Annotated in this window: 2 protein-coding genes; both read right to left on the bottom strand. The window is 71.9% G+C overall.

The features are described from left to right. The coding region (locus tag LQV45_RS32080) for a DEAD/DEAH box helicase family protein (RefSeq protein WP_230011557.1) at positions 1-213 on the bottom strand (213 nt) is incomplete at its 3' end. 40 nt (positions 214-253) lie between these two features. Then, positions 254-1,448: dephospho-CoA kinase (gene coaE / locus LQV45_RS32085; RefSeq protein ID WP_230011558.1), on the bottom strand; the 1,195-nt coding region annotated here is incomplete at its 5' end.

Genomic DNA, 1,448 nt, shown 5'->3' on the forward strand with positions numbered 1-1,448 from the left:
CACCAGGGTGGGCCGCTGGACCTGCTCGATCAGCCAGGCCGTGGTCGCGCTCTTACCGGTACCGGTGGCGCCAAGCAGCACGACGTCTTTTTCGCCGTTCTGGATGCGCTCAGTCAGCTCTGCGATGGCGGCCGGCTGGTCACCCGCCGGCTGGAACTCACTGATGACCTCGAAGGGCGCCACGACGCGGTTGATTTCCTGGGCAAGACTCATGTACCTAATCTACCGCCGGGCTGTGACAGGATGCCCTGATTCAGCTTTGGGCAGTACCGGGGCCGGCGGCAGGTGCCGTTGCGGTGGCGCCGCCGCCGGTGCCGGCACCGGCGGGGTCTGCTCCGGCGTCGTCCGCGTACGACGGCGGTTGCCATCCCGTGCGCTGCACCCACGCTTCCATCCGGGGCCAGGCATACTCGGTGAACCAGCCCACCTTGTCGGCCGCGTAGCCGGCGGTGGACTTGTCGACGCCGTGCAGCCCGGCGACCCGTTGCTTTTCGGCGACATAGTCCGCCCGGGCTTCGGGATCGGCGCGCAGCCAGTCGCGGAAGCACAGCGCGTACCGCCAGCCCGGCGAGCCGGCCGCGCGGAGGTGGAGATTCACCGGCCGGCCGGGGTCGGCGTTGCCGTGCAGCCTCTTGCCCCAGTCGGCAGGGTCCGGGTGCGAGGGCTTCGGGTTGTCGGCGATGATGCCGGGCCAGCGCGGGAATCCTGCGTCGGCCAACAGCGGCGCGATCCGGTCCGCGGCGTCGAGGTCCCGGACGCTGAGCTGGAGGTCGATCACATCTTTGGCGTCGAGGCCAGGGACGGCCGTGGACCCGAGGTGGTCGACGGCCAGGACATCCTGCGGGACCGCTGCCCGCAGCCGGGCGATCAGCCGGGCGGCCTGCGCGGCCCAGGCCGGATCGGCCGGGGCGAGGACCGGCCCCGCCGTCCGCGGGGCGATCCTCTGCTCCTTGAGGTTCAATGCGAACGGCCTGACCCGCTCCTCCCACAGCGCGTCGACCGCGTGCCGGAGGTCCTCCGGGGTGCCCGAGTTATCCAGCACGACGTCCGCGGCGGCCAGCCGGTCCTCGCGGCCCGCCTGGGCTGCCATCCGGGCGCGCGCCTCGTCGGCGGTCATGTTGCGGTGTTCGGCCATGCGGCGGACCCGGACGTCGTCGGGGGCATCCACCACGACCACCAGATGGAAGTTCTTCACTTGCCCGGTTTCGACCAGGAGCGGGATGTCCTGGACCACGACGGCGCCGGCCGGGGCGGCCGCGACCATTGCCGCGGCGCGCTCCCGCACCAAGGGGTGGACGATGCCGTTCAGTGCGGCCAGGCGCTCCGCATCACCGAAGACAAGGGCACCCAGCCGGGCCCGGTCCAGCCGGCCTTCCGGGGTCAGGACGGCGGCACCGAAGGTCTCCACCACACTGGCCAGCCCGGGCGTACCAGGTTCCACGACCTCC

Source organism: Microbacterium sp. Bi128, from assembly GCF_918698205.1.